The organism is Rhodococcus sp. PSBB066 (genome assembly GCF_017068255.1).
GTDB lineage: Bacteria > Actinomycetota > Actinomycetes > Mycobacteriales > Mycobacteriaceae > Rhodococcus > Rhodococcus aetherivorans.
The window spans coordinates 4,868,622-4,887,701 of record NZ_CP070859.1; the positions used below are offsets into that span (position 1 = coordinate 4,868,622).

Consider the following 19,080-nt stretch of genomic DNA (forward strand, 5'->3'; position numbering starts at 1 on the left):
AAGCGGGTCCGGCCCCGTCGCGGCGCGTCAGGGCCGGGTCTCCAGGGCGCGCTGGAGCGTCGGCCACGCCTTGGGCAGCTGGTCGCGCCAGTAGCCCCAGGCGTGCACGCCGACGGGTTCGTAGGTGACGGTGACGGGGATCTTCAGGGCGCCGAGGCGTTCCTCGAGCCGCTGGGTGCACATCCGCGAGCCGGCCTCGAGGATGCCGCCGGCGACGAGGGTGCGCGCCAGGTCCGGGGTCTCGGGCGTCTCGTGGGGACCGGGCACGCCCGTCGCGGCGGACAGGTAGAGCTCCTTGCTGGCGAGGTTCTCGGCGTGCGCGACGGTGTCGTGCTCGGCCCACTCCCGGGTGCCGGGCGGACCCCACATGTTCACGACGTCGCCGCCCTGCGACGAGGTGCTGGTCTGCACGACGGCGCTGCCGAGCAGGTCGCCCGTCGAGTAGCAGCCGCTGAAGGCGGCGACGCCCCGGTAGAGCTCGGGGTGCCGGTGGGCGAGCATCATGGCCGCCTGCCCACCCATCGAGTTCCCGGCGATCGCGTTGACCCCGTTGCTGTTCAGCCGCGCGGCGAGCAGCGGCGGAAGCTCCTCGGTCAGGAAGGTTTCCCACTTGTTCAGGCCGAGCTTGGGGTCGGACTGCTGCCAGTCGCTGTAGAGGCTGCCGCGGCCGCCGTTGGGCATGACGACGTTGACGTTCTTGTCGGCGAAGAAGGCGGGCGCGCCGCCGATGTTCATCCAGCCGCTGGTGTGGTTGCGGGCGCTGACCCCGTCGAGCAGGTACAGGGTGGGGCGCGGGGCCGAGTTGTCGGCGGGCAGCAGGACCTCGACGCCCACGTCGCGGCGCAGGGCGGGGCTCGCGACGGTCAGCCGCACGGCGCGGTCGGAGATCGGGGTCTCCCCCACGATGGCCGGTGTCGCGATGTTCCGCAGCTCCGGCAGGGGGCCGGGGTCCTCCTGGAAGGCCGCCGGCACCGACGAGCCGGAATTCGACCCGGTGCCGGGTGCCGCGACGGCGACCCCCGCCCCCAGCACGGAGACGGCGGCGAGTGCCGTCCCGGCCGTGAACAGGCGGACGAGTGCCGGGCGCTGAACATCAACCACGAGGGCCTCCCTAAACCTCAAGTTCAGGTTGAGAGTAGCTCGAGCAGCGTCCCCGTGGCGTCTTTTCGGACCGCCGCCGATCCCGAAAGACGCCACGGCGGCGGAACCGCCTCCTACACTTGGCACAGGCCACGGGAGGAGTCGCCGATGCCCGACCGCTCTGCCGCACGCACCGAACGGGCGCCCGCCGTCGAGCGCCCCGCACAGCTCCGCAACGTCGTCCTCGTCGGTTGCAGCGGGGTCGGCAAGACCACCCTCGCCGAATCCCTGGCCCTGGCCGCCGGCGCCGTGGGCCGCGCCGGACGCACCGCCGACGGCACCACCGTCTCCGACTACGAGGCGATCGAGCAGCAGCACCGCCGCTCGGTGCAACTGGCCGTGCTGCCGCTCGAGTGGAACGGCGTGAAGATCAACATCATCGACACCCCCGGGCATCCGGACTTCGACGCCGAGGTCCGCGCGGGACTGCACGCCGCCGACGCGGCCGTATTCGTCGTCTCCGCAACAGATCCCATCTCCGCCGCCACGCGCACCCTGTGGCGCGAATGCGCCGAGACCGCGATCCCGCGCGCCATCGTCGTCTCCAAGCTCGACGTCGCCCGCACGGACTTCGACGAGATGCTCACCGCCTGTCACGACGCCTTCGACCTCGGGCCGGACACCCTGCGCCCCGTGTACGTGCCGGTCTTCGACTGCGGCCGCCCGTGCGGCTCGATCGATCTGCTCACCGGCCGCGGCTACGGCCATCCCGCCGCCGTGCCGGACACCGGCGCCGCGCGCGAGAGCCTCGTCGAGGCGATCTCCGGCCAGGACGACACGCTCATGGAGCGCTACCTCGCCGGCGAGGCCCTCGACACCGAGTCCCTCGACGAGGGGCTGCGGCACGAGATCGTCGACTGTGCACTGCATCCCGCGCTCGCCACCACCGACTACGGGGTCGGCGCCGCCGAACTGCTCGATCTCGTCGCGATGGCCTTCCCCGACCCCACCCACCGTCGTCCGCCCGCCCCCGCCGCCGATCCCGCGGGGCCGTTGACGGCGCAGGTGATCCGTGTCGCCGGGGATGCGTACGTCGGGCGCATCAGCCTGGTGCGGGTGTTCTCCGGAACGCTGCGCCCCGACACGACGATCCGGCTGGCCGGGTCCGCCGGCGACGACACCACCGAGCGCGTCGCGACCCTCACCAGCCCGTTCGGCCGGCAACAGCGACCGGTGCCCGAGGCCGTCGCCGGCGATCTGGTGTGCATCGCCAAGCTCGTCACCGCCCAGCCCGGCGACACCCTCTCCGAAGCGGGGGCATCGACCCTGCTGGACCGCTGGCCGCTGCCCGAGCCGCTGCTGCCCGTGGCCGTCGAGGCCCACAGCCGCAGCGACGACGACAAGCTCTCGCAGGCCCTCTCCCGGCTGACCGCCGAGGACCCCGCCCTGCGTCTCGAGCAGAACCCCGACACCCACCAACTGGTGCTGTGGTGCACGGGCGAGGCCCACGCCGAGGTCGTCCTCGACCGGCTGCGCACCCGCCACGGCGTGAACGTCGACGCCGTCCCGTACCGGGTGGCGCTGCGCGAGACGTTCGCGGCCCCCGCCAAGGGCCACGGCCGCCTCGTCAAACAGTCCGGCGGCCACGGCCAGTACGCGGTGTGCGACGTCGAGGTCGAACCGCTGCCCATCGGCGGCGGCATCGAATTCGCCGAACGCGTCGTCGGCGGCGCCGTGCCCAGGCAGTTCTTCCCGTCCGTCGAGAAGGGCGTGCGTGCGCAGGCCGCCAAGGGTGTGGCCACCGGAAACCCGCTCATCGACGTCCGCGTCACCCTCGTCGACGGCAAGGCACACTCGGTGGACTCCTCCGACGCCGCGTTCCAGACCGCGGCCGGGCTGGCGCTGCGCGACGCCGCCACCCACACCGAGGTCAAGCTGCTCGAACCCGTCGCCGCGGTGCGGGTGATCCTGCCCGAGGAGTACCTCGGCGCCGTCCTCGGCGACCTGTCCGCCCGGCGCGGCCGGGTCCTCGGCACCGAGAGCGCCGAGCCGGGCAGGACCCTGCTGCGCGCGGAGGTCCCCGAGCTCGAACTCGCCCGCTACCCGGTCGATCTGCGATCGCTCACCCAGGGCACCGCCGAGTTCGCCCGGATGCACCTGCGCTACGAGGCGATGCCCGCCGCGGTGGCGGCGCAGTTCACCGGCGGCCAGGAGACGGCCACGTCGAACGGCAAGTCCCGCAGCGGAAGCCGGTAACGCGTCCGGCGGCGGATCCTCACTCCCGCAGCAGCAGCGACGCCAGTTCCGCCGGGCAGGCGAGGGCGGGCAGGTGCCCGCTGTCGATCACCTCGGGCTCCACGCCCAGCCGCTCGCGAGCGAGGCGCTCGATCAGCGGCAACGGGAACAACCGATCGTGACGGCCCGCGATCACCCGCACCGGCACGTCCGGCCACCGCGGCGCCCGCCACGCCGGCTCGAACGCCGTCTCCGACATGCCCGGCTGCTCGTGCGCGAAGGCCTCGTCGACCACGTCGGCGGGCACGTCGTGGAAGAACAGCCCGCGCGGATCCAGCGGCGCGTCCGGATCGCGCCCCTCGGCGACGTCCTGCGCGCGCTTCGCCTCGGCCTGCCCTACCGCCGACCACCACTGCCCCGGCGACTCGCCCGGCGCCGGGATCATCGGGGCCACCAGGATCAGCCCGTCGACGGGCATCCGCTCGGCGGCGATCGCCGCGGTGAACGCGGACATCGACTGCGCCACCAGGGTCGGCGGCCGCGCGACGTCCCGGCCGGCCGCCACCACGACGTCCGCGTACGCGTACTGGTCGGCGCCGGGATCGGTGTACGGCAGGTCGACTGGGACGACCTCGTGCCCACGCTCGCGCAGCAGCGGCACCACCCGGTGCCAGTACCACGAGTCCGAGCCGGCCCCCGGCAGCAGGACGAAGGCACGGGTCATGTCATGGCATCGGGCATCGGCGGCTCCCGGTCGGTGACGACACGGCCCGGTCAGTCCGGCGCCTCGTCGCCCGTCACGATCGGCTTCTGCTCCTCGCGGTCCGAGACGCTGCCCTCGACGCCCTCCTCCTCGCGCTCGGACTCGACCCGCTTCTCCATGTCGTCCACCAGGTTCTCCAGGTCTTCCCGGGTGACCGGGGCGGGGCGGTCGGTGGCCTCCACGGGCTCTTCGCGCTCATCGCGCTCATCCGGACTTCCCACGGTGTGACGTCCTTTCGATGTCGGCCGGCATCCGCCGGTTCGGCCCTCTCGCAGTACCCGGTCTCCCGCACCCCGAAACGGCGCGGGCGGTCGCCGGGCGCAGATCACATCGTCGGAAAGGACTCCGAGGGGCGCTCCCCCTCGTCGTACACCGTCTCGGGCGAGCCGATGATCAGCGGATCCGGGGTGCGGACCACGCGCGGATCCTTGCCGGTGTAGTCGAAGCGGTGCAGCACCCACTTCATGGCCTCGATCCGCGAGCGCTTCTTGTCGTTCGCCTTGACGATGGTCCACGGCGCGTGCGGGGTGTCGGTGTAGAACAGCATCGCCTCCTTCGCCTCCGTGTACGCGTCCCACTTGTCGAGGCTCGCGAGGTCCGTCGGCGAGAGTTTCCACTGCTTGACCGGATCGGTGCTGCGCGCGACGAACCGCGCGTGCTGCTCCTCGCGGCCCACCGAGAACCAGAACTTGACCAGATGGATCCCCGACTGCACCAGCATCCGCTCGAATTCCGGTGCGGAGCGGGTGAATTCGCGATACTCGTTCGGGGTGCAGTAGCCCATCACCCGTTCGACGCCGGCCCGGTTGTACCAGGACCGGTCCATCAGCACGATCTCCCCACCCGCCGGCAGGTGCTCGACGTAGCGCTGGAAATACCACTGCGTGCGTTCACGCTCGGTGGGCTTCTCGAGCGCCATCACCCGCGCGCCGCGGGGATTGAGGTGCTCGGTGAACCGCTTGATCGCCCCACCCTTGCCGGCCGCGTCGCGGCCCTCGAAGATGATGACGATCTTCTCGTCGTACTCCTTGACCCAGGCCTGCAGCTTGAGCAGTTCGATCTGCAGCCGGCGTTTGCGGGCCTCGTACTGCCGCCGCGTCATCTTCGTGTCGTACGGATACCCGTGCCGCCACGGTTCGTCGACGTCGGCGACCAGGTTCTCGCGGCCCGACTTGCGCAGCAGCTCGCCGATTTCGTCGATCTCCGGGGTGACGTCGACCTGGCCGTCCGACGCGAGTTCGAACGGCTCGCCGTTCTCGTTCAACTCGTCCACTCCGTGAGATTACCGCCGGCACCCGCACCCCGCGGTTCGATCGGGTGTGCGACCCGCTGCACATTCGCCCCTTCCCGGCCCCACCCTGTAGGCTTCGGGTATCGATGGGCATCTCGCGTCGAGCCTCCCGCTCGATGGGCCCCGATTGGAACATCTTTCCGGCTGATTCGCGGCCGACCAAGGAGCGTCCTGTGACGCACACACCGCCTCCACATCCCGGCACCCGCCGGGATGCGCCGGCACGGGCGGGAACGCAGCCGTTCCCCGAGCCCACACGCACCCCGCGGCTGCTGCTGCGACCTGCCGGGGCGCCCACGTCGTCCGTCGACGGCGCATGGTTTCCCTGGACCTCGAACATCACCTCGGAGCTGCACGACCTGATCTCGGCACTCGCCCCGCGGCTCGGGTCCGTCGCACGGATCGCGTTCGAATGGAATGCGGTCAGCTCCGCTCAGCGACGCATCGACGACGTCGACGACATCGAGATCACCGGTCCGATTCCCGGACAGCCGGCGAACCTGATGTATCTGTTCGGCGAGAACGACACGCGGATCGCGCTGACGCTCGTCGATCCCCACACCGATCCGGACCGCGCCTACGAAATCATGCGAACAGTCGCCGATGCGCCCGGCGACCACTGACCCTTCCCTCCCCCCTCACTCCACAGAACAGGACACCATGCAGCACCACGAGTACCCGATCTTCCTTCAGCCCGGCAAGCCCGCCGAGCCGGACACCACCGCCGACCTCGAGGCGGACACCCGGCGTCACGGACCGTACGACTACTCCGGCCTCTTCTCCGCACCGAACTGAGCGCCCGCCGCCGCTTTCATGATCGAACAGCACGCGCTGCGCCGGTGCAGGGTTCACACTGAGGTCCGATGATGTTGTCATCCTGCCGACCCTGGGAGCTGCGATGCGCCGTCTTTCGATCCTCGCCGTGAGCGCATTCGTGGTGGTGGCCGCCGCCTGCGGCTCCGACACCGGCACCGAGGACTCCGCGACGACGACCACCCGCGCGCCCGACGCGGCCCAGGCCGAGAAGTTCCAGACCGCGCTCGACGACGTGCGCAACGACTTCAAGTTCCCCGGCGTCGTCGCGCGGGTGATCACCGCCGACTACGAGTGGACCGGCAGTTCCGGGACCGCAGGCCAGGACTCCACCGAGCCCCCGACCGCCTCCGACCACACCCGCATCGGCAGCATCACCAAGACCTTCACCGTCACCGCGGTGCTCCAGCTGATGCAGGACGGCAAGCTGTCGCTCGACGACCCCATCGGCAAGTACGTGCCCGGCCTGCCCAACGGCGACACCGCCACCCTGCGCCAGCTCGCCGACATGACCAGCGGCATCCCCAGCTACACCTTCGACGAGAACTTCCAGAACCAGCTCTTCGGCGACCCGACCAAGCCCTGGACTCCCGAGCAGCTGCTCGACATCGTGCGCGGAGCGCCGCCGAACTTCCCGCCCGGGGAGAAGTGGGAGTACTCGAACTCGAACCTCATCGCCCTCGGCCTGGTCGTCGAGCAGGTCAGCGGGCAGAGCCTGGGCGACTACATCACCGGGAAGATCATCGAGCCGCTCGGGATGCGCGAGACCTCCTTCCCCGACACCGCCGAGATCCCCTCCCCCCACCTCGAAGGCATCACCGAGCAGGGCCAGCCGGAGGGACAGACCACCGACCCCACCAACTGGGATCCCTCGTGGGCATGGGCCGCCGGGGCGATGATCTCCACCCTCGACGACCTGCAGATCTGGGCGAAGGCCATCGGCACCGGCGAGGGGCTCTACGACCAGCAGACCCAGGACGTGCGCATGTCGTCGTTCCTGTACGGGCTGCCACCGAACACCGCGACCGCGGCGTACGGGCTCGGGCTCGGCGACGCCGACGGCTGGCTCAGCCACACCGGCGAGCTGCCCGGCTTCAACACCTACTTCGGCTACGACAAGAACACCCAGGACATCGTCCTCGTGGCCGTCAACAGCGACATCCCCAATGCCCAGAACCAGAACCCCGCCCCCGCCGTGGTGCAGAAACTGCAGGCCGCGCTCGCCGGATCCTGACCGGGACGAGGCCGTGGCGGCCCTCACGTCGGCCGGATCCGGCGTGATCCGCCGTTATCGTGGGTGAGGTGACTGCACCACTCCTCGCCGCCATACCGGCCGACGCCGCCGTCCCGACCGAGGGCCTCGCCGGCTGGGCGCTGTCCCTCATGGACCGGCTCGGCGGCGTCGGAGCGGGGATCGCGATCGCGCTGGAGAACTTCTTCCCGCCGCTGCCCAGCGAGGTCATCCTGCCGCTGGCCGGGTTCGCCGCGAGCCTGGGCAGCTTCACCCTCTTCGGGGCGCTGTTCTGGACCACCCTCGGCTCGCTCGCCGGCGCCCTCGGCCTCTACGCGGCCGGGCGCGGCGTCGGACCGGACCGCATCCGCCGGATCGTCGACAGGCTCCCCCTCGTCGACGTCGCGGACCTCGACCGCACCACCGCATGGTTCGAGCGGCACGGCAGCAAGGCCGTGTTCTTCGGCCGCATGGTCCCGCTGTTCCGCAGCCTCATCTCCATCCCCGCCGGCGTCACCCGCATGCCCGCGTGGCGATTCGTGCTGTTCACCACCGCCGGCAGCCTCGTCTGGAACACGATCTTCGTCCTCGCCGGCTACGGGCTGGGCGCGAACTGGTCGCGCGTCGAGCCGTACGCGTCGGTGTTCCAGAACATCGTGATCGCCGCCGTCGTCCTGTTCCTCGGCTACGCCATCGTCAAGCGTGTCCGGAAGCGTCGCGCACAGAGCGACGCGAGCTGAACCACGACACTGCGCCCGGGCGGGATCAGAACATGACGCCGGCGAACGGCGCCGACGCCGTCGCGAACAGCTGCTCGACCACCGGCAGCGCCTCCTCGTCGTGCACCCGCACCAGGCCGGCGACCTCCAGCTGATGCCACCGCGTCCCGCCGAGCAGCGTCGCGGCGAGAGCAGACACGTCCACCTCGAGCTGCGCCGGCTCGTCCACCCGCTCGGCCCCCTCCGCCGAGATCCGATAGGTCCCGGTGTTCTCCGGGAGACGCTCGTCGATCACGGCCAGCCGCACCTCTCCGGTGCCGGCGTAGGTCCGCGCACGCAGCGCGGCCGGCACGTCGACGATGCGCAGCCACGTCTCGTCGCCGGCACTGCGCAAGCGCACCGCGCGCGAGTCCGTCAGCAGCCACGGCAGCGGATCGTCCTGCGGGAGCGCGGCGAAGACGAACGTGTCGACGAGATCGAGGTTCAGCAGGAACCGGAGCAGGCCCAGGTAGGCGGTGCGGGTCGGGGCGAAGAAGTCCTCGACGACGACCGTCCGATCCCGGCTGCCGAACCACATGTCGGTGCCGATCGGCCGGTACCGGGCAAAGCCCGTCTCCTCGCCCGGCTCACCGTGCACCGCGACGTACCGGGGCTCGCGGTCCCCGACGATCCGGTGCTCCTGCGACCGCCACCACGGCGGGATGCGATCGATGCTCCCGGGCCGCGACGACGGATTTGCGTCGGCAATGCGCGACAGCAGGTCCCACGCGTGGTGCGGATCGACGAGCCGCACCGGTTCGCCCTCGCCCACCGACGGGCGCAGCACCGCCCGCCGCACGTCGAGCTCGACGGTGTGCGTCGTCGTGGCGACGCCGTACCCGAAGCGGCCGTAGATCGTCGCCTCGGAGGCCCGCAGCGACGTCACCACCTCACCCCGGTCCTGGGCATCGCTCAGCTGACGACGCATCAACGCCGAGAGCACACCCCGCCGCGTGTGCGTGGGCAGCACGCCGACGTGCGTCACGGCGGCGTGCGGAACCCGCCGGCCGCCGGGCAGCACCATGCCACTCGACGCCGACTCCACCGTGCCGACCATCTGCCCGTCGACGAACGCCCCAAGGGTGCGGCCCTGTTCGCGCTGGGTGAGGATCTGTCCCGGCTCGAGCGGATTCGGCGCCGGCATCCCGATCATCGCGGTACGGAACAGCTTCGCCGCCGTCAGCAGCTCGGCTTCGGTGTCCAGGACTCGAATCTCCGGCATTACCGCAGCATACGGGGATCACGGCGACGGGACCGCCCAGACGTGCCCTCCGCCCGGGCCCGCCGTTCATCGAAACGCCGCCGCCGCCCCACCGAACAACAGGACACCGACCAGCAGCGACGGGACCGCGACGCTGGAGATGGCCAACCCCGTGCCGAATCGACGGACCGGCCCGCGGAACGCCGTCAGCAATCCCCCACCGACGAGTGGACCGAGGTACGGCCACGCTGCGCCGCCGCCGGCAATGCCGAGAGGGACCGACGCCACGCACACCAGTCCGCACAGCGCCCCGACGAAGCTCTCCGGGCCGAACCAGTCGATGCGATTGGTCCACCACGACTCACGGCTCACCACGACAACAACCACACGACACAGAGAACTACCGCGGCCCCACCGACTCCGAGCGCAATGCCGCGGTCACGTTCGGCGCGTGAGCGCGCCAGCACGGCAGCGACGGCACCCATGAGTGCGGCGACGACAGCGAGGAGCCACCCTTCCGTCGGGTTCGCCCGATAGTCGATCATGCCGATCGCGGCGACAATCCCGACGAACATCGACGCTCCGCCGGCTGCGGCAAACGGCAGGGACCACGTGGCGGCCTCCCAGAAGCCGATCCGATCGAGCCGTTGCGAAAGCCCAGGCGGGAGGACCGGCCGAATCATCGGACGACCACCACACGAGGCGCATCCTCCGTACCACCGAGCCGCGTGGGCTGGTGCGGATCCGCATCCGGACGTGTCCCCGCCTCGTAAGGCGGCAACTGAGCGTACGCAGACCTGAAACGCTCGAACGCTTCCGTTCCGACCCCGATCGAATGATGGAACGGAAGGTTGATGAGCGGACCGTATTCGCTGCCGCTGTCGGCAGGGTCGATCGTGACAGTTTCCGTACCGCCCATGGGCGTATCCCGATAGACCTCGAGCGCCGGGTAATCCGGGATCACACCGTCGACAGCAATTCCTTCCGGCCGCGGCGATATCACGCTGTCACCGTTGACCGTATGCGTTGGAGTCGACACATCCGGAGCGAGAGGGTTTCTCCCGTGGTACTGGATCCGAACCGCACCGTCGGTCGCCTGCTGGACGTCTACAGTCGGCACACCCACCCGTACGTCACCGTCGACCGACGCCGAAGGATTCTGACGGGCGATCACCATGCCGTTCTCGTAGTCGACGTAGATCGCGACTCGTGTGTCCTCGACGTCGAATCGGGGATCCCCGGACCGATGGTCACCCAGATCCTGCGGCAGGTTCACCACCGTTTCGGACGGGATGTAGAGCCCGATCCGGACTACGCCCTGCCCCGGCACGGGTTCGATCCGATCTGCGACGACCTCCGGCCCCACTCCCGCGTACTTCTCGGCATAGCTGTTCGCCACAAGGATGTACGCCGTCTCCCAGTCCACCGGATCGAGCGGGAGCCGACCCGTGACTCGCTCGAACGCACCAGCGGCATCCGCCCGCCGCTCATCGCCGGAGTCTCCCCCCGGGGCAGGCGTGGGTCCGGCGAGAACCACGTCCGTGGGAAATCGAACCTCGTCCGATTGCATCGCGGAGAGCGACTCGAGCGCTCTGCGCATCGCCGACGCAACCCGAGCGTCTTCGTCGCCCAATACGGTCAACGCGCGGGCAATTTCCGTCTCGTGTCGGCTCGCGACTTCTGTGGATGCTCCGGCCATATCGACCGCCACGACGCGCCCATCGTTCGCAACCCGAAGCCCCTCACATTCCGCCGATGCGATGGCATGCACTACGTATGAACGCGCAGCCTCGATGCTCGAGGCTCCGCGGCGAGCAACATCGGCACAGCGTTCGAGAGCCCCTGCTGCGCGATTCGCCGCGTCGACGAACCGCTGAATCCAGCTGCGTTCGTGATCTCCGGCTGCTCCTCGCCAAAACCGGTACGAGTCGTCGAAGTCGCGCTCCATGTCGCGCTTACGCCGGTCGATCTCGTCACCAAGATCTTCCCATTCAGCTGCGATCACGACCAGCGAAGCGGTGTCCCAGCGTTGGGCGTGCTCTCTCGTCGCCGGACTCACACTCTGCCCCGCAGGTCGCGCAACGCGTCGGCCGACGCACGATCCACCTCCGAATACGAATCCGCAGCAGCATCAGCCCTCACCGCCACGCCGCGCAGACGAGCGGCCAACTGGGACATCGATGCGACCACGGCTGTCCACACCTCTTCACATGCAATCGCGGTACACGATCCGGAAAGCAGATCCCCGACTTCCGACCTGTCGGTGCATTTCTCCAGTGCGGCAGCGGCGTCCGCAGTCCTTGCTGCAAGCAACCGGAGTTCTTCCGGCACGACGAAAACGCTCTCCCCCATGCAGTTGCCCCCTGTTTCCCCTACCTGCCCGATGCACCTTACACAGAAGGACCCGCGCTGTATGCGACTGCCGGATGACCAGCTGCCGACAATCCGACGGATCACCCGCAGCAACGCTGACCGAGTCAGCCGGCTTGCACCCGTTCCGAGATGCAGGCACCCGTTCCAGCTCGCTGCAGCGGGTGCCTGCATCACACAGCAGGTGCAAGCCCGCGGTCGTTCCCCGCCTGTCCGTTGCCCTTCGCACGGGTCCGAGCAGTGACGTACGCCCCTCCGTCGATGCGCTACAGTGCCTCGTCCATGGACCGAGGGGGAATCCGTGACAGATCGACTGCGCCTTGAACCGCACACCATCGAGGACATCGTCGCCATCTGCGACACCATGCTGGAATCGCTCAAGAAGGCGGCAAACGACGCCTACGAGCTGGCGGACGCGCCGAGTTTCGGCGGCTTCAAATCCGCCGAGGACCTTCGCACCGGGTTCATACTGAAGGCCCGCGGCACACCCGCTTCTCTCTACGAGAGGCTCGAGCAATTCCATTCCGTGTTGAAGGAGATGCGCGAGACGTTTGCCGCCGGCGGCGAGGGTTTCCTTGATGCCGAGTACGACTGGACACAGAAGATCGGCGACATGCGCGAGGCACAGCGGTGAGTCGCCGCGCACTCGACTCTGCGATGTCGGCGCTCGTACTTGTCGCAGTGCTCACAGCATGCGAGGGACCTAGACCCACTCCCGCGGAACCGACAACCGCGGCCGCGGCCCCGACCCGTGTACCTCGAATCGTCGACGAATCAGATCGCCCGCACGTGGCGTTCGATCCCTGTCTCGACCTTCCCGACGACGTCGTGGCAGCTGCCGGATACAACCCGACGTCGAGGCGATTCTCGGATTTCCCTGCAACGCACTACACGATGCTGGGATGCCAATTCGACGGCACGCTGCACATCCCCGGCGTCCTGGACCGCTACGGCCTTTCGGTCCTCTCCGCCAACTTCACTTTCGAAGTGGAACAGGAGAAGACAGCCGACTACGCCGTCCCTACGGAGTTCGCCGGTCGACGAGCACTCCTCAAGATCGATCCGTCCCGCCCTTACAGCTGCGGCATGAGCGTGGAGACGTCGTACGGCGTTCTGATGGTCGGGCGAATCCACTTCCGCGACAGCAGCGCACCGCTTCCGGAGTCGCAGTGGTGCGTCGGCCTCGACGACACCGTCGGCCGCATCGTCGCCGTCCTCGACGACGTCGAGTCGAGACCCCGCTGATCACCGGGCGCACACGCGCCCGTCAGTCATCCGCCTCGGCAATTGTCAGCGCGGATGACTGCGATCTGCGCGGATCCGAGATGGCGCCCGCCCGCGCAGGCTCATCCTTCCGCCGCGGGCAGAAGATGCCCCATCCGCCGCCGCTTCGTCTCCAGATACCGCACGTTCGCCGGGGCACTGCCCACGTGCAGCGGCACCCGCCCCGACACGACGATGCCGTTGGCCTCGAGGCCGGAGATCTTGGCCGGGTTGTTGGTGAGCAGCCGCACCGACCGCACACCGAGGTCGTGCAGGATCGCGGCGGCACCGCCGTATTCGCGGCCGTCGGCGGGTTCGTCGAGTTCGAGGTTGGCCTGCACGGTGTCCAGGCCGCCGTCCTGCAGCCGGTAGGCGGCCAGCTTCTTCAGCAGTCCGATGCCACGGCCCTCGTGCCCGCGCAGATACACCAGCACCCCGCCCTCGTGGGCGAGACGCTCGAGGGCGGCGTCGAGCTGCGGGCCGCATTCGCAGCGCTGGGAGGCGAACGACTCCCCGGTCAGGCACTCCGAATGCACCCGCACCAGCGCCCCGTCGACCGGGTCGCCGGCGAGCAGCGCGAGGTGCTCGGCACCGGTGTGCCGGTCCAGGTAGCCGACGGCACGGAAGGTGCCGAACCGGGTCGGCATCACGGTCTCGTCGGCGCGGATCACCCGCCCGGCCGGCACCACGGTTGCGGGCAGCGGGTGCGCGGCGCGGTAGTTGATCAGCTCCGCGACGGTGAGGACGGGCAGGTCGTGCCGGGCGCCGAGGTCCTCGATGCCGGGCATGCGCATCATGGACCCGTCGTCGGCGACGAGTTCGGCGATCACCCCGACCTGGGGCAGCCCGGCGAGAGCGCACAGGTCGACGGCGGCCTCGGTGTGGCCGGGACGCTCGAGCACCCCGCCGGGCCGGGCGCGCAGCGGCAGGATGTGCCCGGGCCGGATCAGGTCCCGGGCGGTGGCGGTGGGGTCGGCGAGCACCCGCACCGTGGTGGCGCGGTCGGCGGCGCTGATGCCGGTGCTCACCCCGCGCGCGGCGTCGACCGTGATCGTGTACGCGGTCTGCTTCGGGTCCTGGTTGTCGGTCACCATCGCCGGCAGCTCCAGGGCGTCGGCGCGGGCGCCGGTCATCGGCGCGCACAGCAGGCCCGAGGTGTGCCGCACGGTCCACGCGATCCACTCCGGGGTGGCGTGGTGGGCGGCGAGGATCACGTCACCCTCGTTCTCGCGGTCGGCGTCGTCGGCGACGAGGACGGGCCGCCCCGCGCGCAGTGCGGCCAGCGCCGCCTCCACCCGGTTCACGACGCCACCAGCCTGCGGAAGGCGCTGCGGTGGAACACGATCGGCTCGGTGCCGGAATCGTCGCAGTGCAGTTCGCGGACCCGCAGCACGACGATGGCGTGGTCGCCCGCGGGCACCTGCTGTTCGATCGACACGTCCATCCGAACGCTACAGCCGGCGACGAACAGCGCTCCCCCGTCCCGGGTTTCGGTGTCGATGCCGGCGAACCGGTCGCCGTCCTTGGCCGCGAGCACCCGGGCGGCACCGTCGGAGTTCAGGACGCTGATGCCCAGTCGCGGCCGTGCCGCAAGCTTCGGCCACGTGCTGGAGGTGTTCTGCACGCAGAACGCCACCAGCGGCGGATCCAACGACACCGGCACGAACGTGCTCGCGGCCATGCCGAGGCGTTCGGTGCCGGTGTCGGCGCAGATCGCGACGACCCCGGACGGGACGTGGGCGAAGGCGCGGCGCAGCGCGGCGCCGTCGAGGGTCAGGGTGGTCATCGGGCCTCCGTCCGGAGAGTGGATCGCAGAACCGGCGCCCAGCGCTCGGCGTAGTCCGCGATCCGCGTGTCGGTGGTGTAGGTGGAGTCGAGCAGGTACAGGCCCGGCGCCGGGGTGGTGGCGCCGAGTTCGACGAGCACCGGCTTGAGCAGCAGGTCCGGGGCCATGGCGTGGGCCGGGCCGGCGCCGAGCATGAGCGGCACGGCGGTGACGTCGCGCAGGCCGTCGCCGGTGGCGAACTGGTCGAGGAACAGCTTGAGGATCCCGGTGTAGGTGGCCTTGAACGTGGGGCTGGCGACGACCACGAGGTCCGAAGCGGCGACGGTGTCCACCGCCGCCTTGACGGCGTCGTCGCCCCAGCCGAGCAGGCCGGGTCCGAGGGTGATCACGTCGACGACGTGGTCGGGTGCGGAGCCGGTGAGTTCGGTGGCCAGGAGGGTGGCGGCGTCGAGGGTGCGGGAGCCGGGCTTGGGGTTGCCGGCGACGACGGTGGTCTTCATGGCGGGTGTCCTTCGGTCGGGCGCTCAGCGCGCGGATCGGGAGGCGGTGCGGCGACGGACCGCGCCGGAGAGGGCGACGGCGACGACGAGTGCGCCGCCGTAGAACAGTTGCTGGACGAAGCTGGCGACGCCGAGCATCTGCAGCCCGACGACCCCGGCGACGAGGAAGTACACCGCGACGAGGGTGCCGAAGGCGTTGAAGCGGCCGGGCACGATCGCGGTGGCGCCCAGGAATGCGGCGGCGAACGCCGGCAGCATGAACGACTGCCCGGACGACGGGTCGGCGCCGCCGAGCATGCCGGCGTAGACGATGCCGGCCAGGGCCGCGACGAGCGCGGAGGTGACGAGCGCGCCACCGCGGATGCGGTCGACGTGCAGACCGCTGAGCCGCGCGACCTGCGGTCCGCGCCCGACGAACAGCAGCCGCCGCCCGATCGGCGTGTACTGGAAGATCACCGCGGTGAGCAGGACGAGGGCGAGGGCGTAGTAGAACTGCAGCGACACCCCGAACAGGCGGGTGCCGATGGTCGCGTCGACGAGCGCGGCGTCGATGCCGGTGACCGAGGTGGAGTCGGAGATCCACTGCACCACGCCGAGGACGACGGTGCCGCTGCCGAGCGTCGCGATGAACGAGTCGATGTGCAGCCGCACGACGAGCACGGCGTTCACGACGCCGACGAACAGCGCGACGAGCACGGCGACGGCGATGGCCGGCAGCAGCGACCAGCCCTGCTGGACGTTGAGCACCGCGATGGTCATCGCGGCGAGGGACATGGTGGACACGGCCGAGAGGTCGAACTCGCCGGCGGTGAGCGGCACGATCAGCCCGAGGGCGAGGATGAGCAGCACGGCCTGGGAACCGAGGATGTTCTGCAGGTTGTTCGCGGTCGGGTAGATCTCGGGGCGCAGCGCGCTGAACACGAGCACGACGGCGACGAGGGCCAGCACGAGCGCGTACTTCTCGACCAGCGGACCGAGCGCGACGCGCGGCCGGGCGGAGTCCGCCACGGGTGCGGGAGTTTTCGTGGTGGTGGTCTTGTCGAGGGTGACGGACATCAGGCTTTCACTTCCTGTCGGGTCAGTCCGAGGACGCTGTCCGAGATGTGGTGCTTGGAAAGGTGGTCGCCGGTGAGTTCGGCGACGATGTGGCCGCGGGAGAAGACGAGGACGCGGTCGCACAGCACCGACAGCTGCTCGTAGTCGGAGCTGGCGACGACGATGCCCGCTCCCCCGCGCGCCGTCTCGCGGAGCATCTCGAAGATGCGGGCGCGGGCACCGATGTCCACGCCCTGGGTGGGTTCGGCGAGCAGCACCAGCGCCGGGTCGGTCTGGAGCCACTTGCCGAGCAGGGCCTTCTGCTGGTTGCCGCCGGAGAGGGAACCGTAGACGGCCTGCGGGTCGCGGGGCCGCACGTCGCAGCGTTCGGCGAGGGACGCGGCGACGGCCCTGAGCGCGCCCGGTTTGACCAGGCCCGCGCCGAGGATCGGCAGGGTGACGTTCTCGGCGACGGTCAGCTCCGGCGCGCTGCCCTCCACCTTGCGGTCCGTCGGCACGTACACGACCTTGCGGTCGAGCGCGTCGATCGGCGTGATCGTCTGTAGCGCAACGGTGTCGGTTTCGATGGTCAACCGTCCCCCGCGGGCCGGTCGGGCCCCGTACAGGGCGGGCAGCACGTCGTCGTAGCCGGAGCCGGCGATGCCGGTGAGGCCGACGATCTCGCCGGGCCGCACGTCGAAGCCGATCCCGTCGACGGTCGCGGTCTCGAGTTCCTCGACCTGGGCGAGCGGCGCCGCGTCGTCGAAGTCGCGGACGGGGCCGGCGACGCGGGGGTCGGCGGAGTCGAGGCTGCGGCCGACGATGAGGTCGATGAGCGAGGCGGCGGTGAGGTCGCGGGTGCGGTGGGTGCCCTGGGAGACGCCGTCGCGCAGGACGGTGACGCGGTCGGTGTGGTCGAGCACCTCGTCGAGGTCGTGGGAGACGAACAGGACCGCGGCCTTCTTGTCGGCGACGATCTCGCGGACGACGGAGAACAGCAGGTCGGTGCCCTCGCGGGGCAGGAAGACGGTCGGCTCGTCGAGGACGAGGAGGGTGCGGCGGTCGCCGAGTTCCTCCACGGCCCGCAGGATCGCGACGAGCGCGCGGTCGGTCTCGCCGAGGCTCGACACCGGCGCATCCGGGTCGACGTCGAGGCCGAAGCGGTCGAACAGCGCTCGGGCGGTGCCCTTCTCGCGTCGCCACGAGATCCACGGCCTCGATCCGGCGACGACGGGCCCGACGCGCAGGTTCTCCACCACGGACAGGTCGGGCACGAGCGCGAGGTCCTGGTGGACGAAGCTGATGCCGAGTTCGCGGAACCCGCCGGCCGGGACGGGCAGGGGCACGTCGCGGCCGCGGACCTGCAGGGCGGCGCCGGGGTCGGGGGCGTGGAAACCGGCGAGGACCTTGATGAGGGTGGACTTGCCGGAGCCGTTCTCGCCGAGCAGGCCGTGCACCTCGCCGGCGTGGATCGTCAGGCCGACGTCCTTCAGGACGGTGTGGCTGCCGAAGGTCTTGGACAGGCCGACGATGTTGACGATGGGGTCAGGGCTGCTCACTGGACCCCCACAGGGCCTCGTAGCCGGTGACGTAGGCGGTGCCGTAGCCCTTGTCGGGCTGCGGCGGGGTGCCGGTCTCGTCGATGTTGTCGGCGGTGATGAGCTTGAGCGGGGTCTGCTGGGCACCGTTCGGGACGGGGTCGTAGCCCAGGAGCAGGCGGCCGGCCTGGTCCATGGTGGCCCAGGCGAGCCACGGGATGGATTCGCCGACGTTCATGGTGACGATGCCGTCGTCCTGCTGGATCTTCAGCACGGCGGGGGTGCCGTTGACGGAGGAGATCTCGACCTGGCCGGTCTTGCCGGCGGCCTTGATGCCGGACTGGGCGTAGAGCGACATCGAATCGTAGATGGGCAGGACGAAGTTGATGGTGGGGTCGGCGGAGAGGGCGGACTGCACCTCGGACTGGATCTTGGTGGCCCACTCGGCGACGGGCACGTTGACGATCTTGTATTCGCACCGGGGGCAGTACTGCGCGATCTCGTCCTCCATCGCCGCGACCTCGGCCTTGGCGGGCGGGACCTCGTTGGAGGTGATGATCAGGGCGTTGCCCTCGCCGTCGGTCTGATCGATCATCCAGTCGACGGTGAGGCGGTTGGCCTCGGCGAGCGGGGCGTCGGTGGTGGCGTCGACGAGGCCCTCGAGGCCGGCGGGCAGCGACTCGCCGCGCAGGATGGTGTGGGTGAGCAGGACGGGAATGTTTGCCGCCTCGGCCTTTTCGAGGGCCGGTTTGATGAGGGAGGCGTCGATGCCCTGGGAGAGGATGATCAGGTCGACCCTCTGGTTGACGGCCTGTTCGACGCCGGTGGCCCACTGGGCGGGCTGGCCCTGGTTGGTGTATTCGATCCAGGTGGCGCCGTAGCGTTCGGCGACCTTCTTCGATTCCTCGTCGACGGCGACGTTGTAGGGGTTCCCGCTGTTGGTGGGGATCGCGAAGATCGTCTTGCCGGCGATGTTCCGCATCGGGAAGGGCGCGGCCTCGAGGGTGAACTCCGGGTCGGCCGCGTACTTCGCGAGCTGGGCGCGGGCGTACTCGATGCCGGCGGCGACGTCGGCGTCGGAGACGTCGCCGCCGCCGGAGCTGGAACTGCTGCATGCGGCGAGACCGAGGGCGGCCGTGAGAGTGAGCGCGGCGATCGCGGCGCGGCCGGGAAGGGTGGTGCGCATGAATTCTCCTGGAGGGGGAAGAGGAGGTTC

At 70.1% G+C, this 19,080-nt stretch carries 21 protein-coding genes; 7 read left to right on the forward strand and 14 right to left on the reverse strand.

Features of this window, described 5'->3' with window-relative positions; translation table 11 throughout:
- Window positions 1–27 precede the first annotated feature (27 nt).
- Window positions 28–1,101 carry an alpha/beta hydrolase family protein gene (locus JYA75_RS22115; protein ID WP_203329332.1) on the reverse strand — a complete coding sequence of 358 codons (1,074 nt, stop codon included), beginning with the start codon at window positions 1,099–1,101 and terminating at the stop codon, window positions 28–30.
- A gap of 147 nt (window positions 1,102–1,248) precedes the next feature.
- Between JYA75_RS22115 and JYA75_RS22120 the strand changes: the two genes are divergently transcribed.
- The gene (locus JYA75_RS22120; protein ID WP_203329333.1) at window positions 1,249–3,336 is read left to right on the forward strand and encodes an elongation factor G-like protein EF-G2; all 2,088 of its coding nucleotides are present in this window, start codon (window positions 1,249–1,251) and stop codon (window positions 3,334–3,336) included.
- 19 nt (window positions 3,337–3,355) lie between these two features.
- On the opposite strand, the gene JYA75_RS22125 is transcribed toward JYA75_RS22120, so the two are convergent.
- The 3 genes from JYA75_RS22125 to ppk2 all read right to left on the reverse strand — a co-directional run bounded on the left by JYA75_RS22125 (window position 3,356) and on the right by ppk2 (window position 5,351).
- Window positions 3,356–4,039, reverse strand: a complete 684-nt coding sequence (locus JYA75_RS22125; RefSeq protein WP_203329334.1) for an alpha/beta fold hydrolase — start codon at window positions 4,037–4,039, stop codon at window positions 3,356–3,358.
- A 50-nt stretch (window positions 4,040–4,089) separates the two neighbouring features.
- Window positions 4,090–4,299, reverse strand: a complete 210-nt coding sequence (locus JYA75_RS22130) for a hypothetical protein (protein WP_044476108.1) — start codon at window positions 4,297–4,299, stop codon at window positions 4,090–4,092.
- Window positions 4,300–4,403: 104 nt separating this feature from the next.
- Complete coding sequence (gene ppk2, locus JYA75_RS22135; RefSeq protein ID WP_006939479.1) at window positions 4,404–5,351, reverse strand: polyphosphate kinase 2; 948 nt, start codon at window positions 5,349–5,351, stop codon at window positions 4,404–4,406.
- A 191-nt stretch (window positions 5,352–5,542) separates the two neighbouring features.
- Between ppk2 and JYA75_RS22140 the strand changes: the two genes are divergently transcribed.
- The 4 genes from JYA75_RS22140 (at window position 5,543) to JYA75_RS22150 (ending at window position 8,153) form a co-directional block, all read left to right on the forward strand.
- Window positions 5,543–5,992, forward strand: coding sequence for a DUF5994 family protein (locus JYA75_RS22140; protein WP_006939480.1), 450 nt, complete (start codon window positions 5,543–5,545; stop codon window positions 5,990–5,992).
- A 37-nt stretch (window positions 5,993–6,029) separates the two neighbouring features.
- A complete protein-coding gene (locus JYA75_RS29145; protein ID WP_006939481.1) occupies window positions 6,030–6,164 on the forward strand; it encodes a hypothetical protein in 135 nt (44 codons plus the stop codon).
- Window positions 6,165–6,267: 103 nt separating this feature from the next.
- Window positions 6,268–7,416, forward strand: coding sequence for a serine hydrolase domain-containing protein (locus JYA75_RS22145; RefSeq protein ID WP_203329335.1), 1,149 nt, complete (start codon window positions 6,268–6,270; stop codon window positions 7,414–7,416).
- 56 nt (window positions 7,417–7,472) lie between these two features.
- Complete coding sequence (locus tag JYA75_RS22150) at window positions 7,473–8,153, forward strand: DedA family protein (protein WP_203330206.1); 681 nt, start codon at window positions 7,473–7,475, stop codon at window positions 8,151–8,153.
- Window positions 8,154–8,178: 25 nt separating this feature from the next.
- On the opposite strand, the gene JYA75_RS22155 is transcribed toward JYA75_RS22150, so the two are convergent.
- From JYA75_RS22155 to JYA75_RS22170, 4 genes are all read right to left on the reverse strand, one after another.
- Window positions 8,179–9,393 carry a GNAT family N-acetyltransferase gene (locus JYA75_RS22155; RefSeq protein WP_203329336.1) on the reverse strand — a complete coding sequence of 405 codons (1,215 nt, stop codon included), beginning with the start codon at window positions 9,391–9,393 and terminating at the stop codon, window positions 8,179–8,181.
- A 66-nt stretch (window positions 9,394–9,459) separates the two neighbouring features.
- Window positions 9,460–9,747 carry a hypothetical protein gene (locus tag JYA75_RS22160; protein WP_006939487.1) on the reverse strand — a complete coding sequence of 96 codons (288 nt, stop codon included), beginning with the start codon at window positions 9,745–9,747 and terminating at the stop codon, window positions 9,460–9,462.
- Window positions 9,741–9,947 (reverse strand): hypothetical protein, encoded by a 207-nt coding sequence (locus tag JYA75_RS22165; RefSeq protein WP_006939490.1) that lies wholly within the window; start codon window positions 9,945–9,947, stop codon window positions 9,741–9,743. Before JYA75_RS22165 ends, JYA75_RS22160 begins: the two co-directional genes overlap by 7 nt.
- Before the next feature lie 104 nt (window positions 9,948–10,051).
- Window positions 10,052–11,431, reverse strand: a complete 1,380-nt coding sequence (locus tag JYA75_RS22170; RefSeq protein ID WP_239010478.1) for a hypothetical protein — start codon at window positions 11,429–11,431, stop codon at window positions 10,052–10,054.
- Window positions 11,432–12,043: 612 nt separating this feature from the next.
- Between JYA75_RS22170 and JYA75_RS22180 the strand changes: the two genes are divergently transcribed.
- A complete protein-coding gene (locus JYA75_RS22180; protein ID WP_065922742.1) occupies window positions 12,044–12,376 on the forward strand; it encodes a hypothetical protein in 333 nt (110 codons plus the stop codon).
- Window positions 12,377–12,399: 23 nt separating this feature from the next.
- Window positions 12,400–12,987, forward strand: coding sequence for a DUF3558 domain-containing protein (locus JYA75_RS22185; RefSeq protein WP_065922743.1), 588 nt, complete (start codon window positions 12,400–12,402; stop codon window positions 12,985–12,987).
- Between the two features lie 101 nt (window positions 12,988–13,088).
- Here JYA75_RS22185 and ribB read toward each other — a convergent pair whose 3' ends face one another.
- The 6 genes from ribB to JYA75_RS22215 are packed head-to-tail and all read right to left on the reverse strand — an operon-like array spanning window position 13,089 to window position 19,050.
- The gene (ribB, locus tag JYA75_RS22190) at window positions 13,089–14,309 is read right to left on the reverse strand and encodes a 3,4-dihydroxy-2-butanone-4-phosphate synthase (protein WP_203329338.1); all 1,221 of its coding nucleotides are present in this window, start codon (window positions 14,307–14,309) and stop codon (window positions 13,089–13,091) included.
- Window positions 14,306–14,791 carry a flavin reductase family protein gene (locus JYA75_RS22195; RefSeq protein ID WP_203329339.1) on the reverse strand — a complete coding sequence of 162 codons (486 nt, stop codon included), beginning with the start codon at window positions 14,789–14,791 and terminating at the stop codon, window positions 14,306–14,308. Before JYA75_RS22195 ends, ribB begins: the two co-directional genes overlap by 4 nt.
- Window positions 14,788–15,291: an NAD(P)H-dependent oxidoreductase gene (locus tag JYA75_RS22200; protein WP_203329340.1), complete on the reverse strand. Its 504-nt coding sequence runs from the start codon at window positions 15,289–15,291 to the stop codon at window positions 14,788–14,790. The genes JYA75_RS22195 and JYA75_RS22200 overlap by 4 nt, the downstream gene beginning before the upstream one ends.
- Before the next feature lie 24 nt (window positions 15,292–15,315).
- The gene (locus JYA75_RS22205; protein ID WP_161995023.1) at window positions 15,316–16,347 is read right to left on the reverse strand and encodes an ABC transporter permease; all 1,032 of its coding nucleotides are present in this window, start codon (window positions 16,345–16,347) and stop codon (window positions 15,316–15,318) included.
- Window positions 16,347–17,885, reverse strand: a complete 1,539-nt coding sequence (locus tag JYA75_RS22210) for a sugar ABC transporter ATP-binding protein (RefSeq protein ID WP_203329341.1) — start codon at window positions 17,883–17,885, stop codon at window positions 16,347–16,349. Before JYA75_RS22210 ends, JYA75_RS22205 begins: the two co-directional genes overlap by 1 nt.
- Complete coding sequence (locus JYA75_RS22215) at window positions 17,872–19,050, reverse strand: sugar ABC transporter substrate-binding protein (protein WP_203329342.1); 1,179 nt, start codon at window positions 19,048–19,050, stop codon at window positions 17,872–17,874. Before JYA75_RS22215 ends, JYA75_RS22210 begins: the two co-directional genes overlap by 14 nt.
- Window positions 19,051–19,080 lie beyond the last annotated feature (30 nt).

Bases quoted from the DNA above. Each gene is read 5' to 3' on its own strand.
- JYA75_RS22145 (WP_203329335.1), top strand. From the start codon at position 6,268: ATGCGCCGTCTTTCGATCCTCGCCGTGAGCGCATTCGTGGTGGTGGCC.
- JYA75_RS22165 (WP_006939490.1), bottom strand. From the start codon at position 9,947: ATGTTCGTCGGGATTGTCGCCGCGATCGGCATGATCGACTATCGGGCG.
- JYA75_RS22195 (WP_203329339.1), bottom strand. From the start codon at position 14,791: ATGACCACCCTGACCCTCGACGGCGCCGCGCTGCGCCGCGCCTTCGCC.
- JYA75_RS22200 (WP_203329340.1), bottom strand. From the start codon at position 15,291: ATGAAGACCACCGTCGTCGCCGGCAACCCCAAGCCCGGCTCCCGCACC.
- JYA75_RS22125 (WP_203329334.1), bottom strand. From the start codon at position 4,039: ATGACCCGTGCCTTCGTCCTGCTGCCGGGGGCCGGCTCGGACTCGTGG.
- JYA75_RS22205 (WP_161995023.1), bottom strand. From the start codon at position 16,347: ATGTCCGTCACCCTCGACAAGACCACCACCACGAAAACTCCCGCACCC.
- JYA75_RS29145 (WP_006939481.1), top strand. From the start codon at position 6,030: ATGCAGCACCACGAGTACCCGATCTTCCTTCAGCCCGGCAAGCCCGCC.
- JYA75_RS22215 (WP_203329342.1), bottom strand. From the start codon at position 19,050: ATGCGCACCACCCTTCCCGGCCGCGCCGCGATCGCCGCGCTCACTCTC.
- JYA75_RS22155 (WP_203329336.1), bottom strand. From the start codon at position 9,393: ATGCCGGAGATTCGAGTCCTGGACACCGAAGCCGAGCTGCTGACGGCG.
- JYA75_RS22120 (WP_203329333.1), top strand. From the start codon at position 1,249: ATGCCCGACCGCTCTGCCGCACGCACCGAACGGGCGCCCGCCGTCGAG.
- JYA75_RS22185 (WP_065922743.1), top strand. From the start codon at position 12,400: ATGTCGGCGCTCGTACTTGTCGCAGTGCTCACAGCATGCGAGGGACCT.